The sequence below is a fragment of the Microcystis sp. M53603_WE2 genome (assembly GCF_030065435.1).
In genome coordinates this window covers 1-1,004 of the sequence record NZ_JASJFF010000490.1, presented here as the reverse complement: position 1 = coordinate 1,004, position 1,004 = coordinate 1, and the positions used below count along the sequence as shown (strand labels likewise).

2 pseudogenes are annotated in these 1,004 nt (G+C 43.5%); one reads left to right on the top strand and one right to left on the bottom strand.

Annotated elements, in window-relative coordinates:
- Positions 1 to 476: 476 nt before the first annotated feature.
- A pseudogene (locus PX481_RS10195) lies at positions 477 to 845 on the top strand (NAD(P)/FAD-dependent oxidoreductase); the annotation flags it as partial.
- On the opposite strand, the pseudogene PX481_RS10190 reads toward PX481_RS10195, so the two are convergent.
- A pseudogene (locus PX481_RS10190) lies at positions 825 to 1,004 on the bottom strand (GAF domain-containing protein); the annotation flags it as partial. The pseudogenes PX481_RS10195 and PX481_RS10190 overlap by 21 nt on opposite strands.

The following is a 1,004-nucleotide window of genomic DNA, read 5'->3' as shown; positions in this document are numbered from 1 at the left end:
TACTTTTTTGTTGTTTCATTAATTCTTTTAAATCTTCTACTGACTCAACAATATCAATTTTGGGTACGACTGGCATCGCTAATTTATCCACTTAATCATCTTTTCTATAAGTATGCCATAGTTTTTGAAATTTGGTATAAGACACAACCAGGCTATCTTTTTCTATTTTGCCAACTCACAGACATTAATTGATACTAAATCCGTTGAGCATTATGCTACTTATAAAGACAGGCACTCATGCAAGAGGCACTCATGCAAAAGGGGGAATAAATAATCAGTTTTTAATAACCAGATTTAGTATTAAGTAGGGAGGCACAATTATTTGTAGGATGGGTTAGCGGTAGCGTAACATGATCGGGCGTTGGGTTTCATGCTTCAACCCAACCTACGTTCATCTTATATCTGGACTTCCCCGTTGACAAAAAGCCATAACCTGTGCTGTAGAAGGGATTAAGAGAATTTCCGCCGCCCCGTTACTGGGTACTGTCGAAAACTCTGGGATCTACGCGATCAGCGATGCGGCCGATGGTCGCCACCAAGAGGATAAACCCTATGCTGCCACGGCCCAAGTGGCCCTTCAACAGTCCGACTACTGCGCTTGGAATATTTGGGCGAGTTTCCACGATAAACCAGCTTTACCCTTCCGTTATCAACCTTTAGGCGAAATGTTGACCCTCGGCATCGATGAAGCTACGATTAGCGGTTTAGGACTACAATTAGCCGGTCCCCTTGCCCATCTTACCCGTCGCTTAGTCTATCTCTACCGTCTGCCCACCCTTAACCATCAAATCGCCGTAGCATTCAACTGGATTACCCAACCCCTTCTATCCCTCATTTCTGAGTAGCGAGTTCAGATATTCCTCCACTAATAAACTATCTCGATCGGTCAATTCCTGACCATCGAGACGGTTTAACAGCATTACTGCACCAAATAACCGATTATTAATCCTAATTGGCACAGCTAAAGCCGTTTTTATCCCCAAAGCCACCGCTATATCCTGACG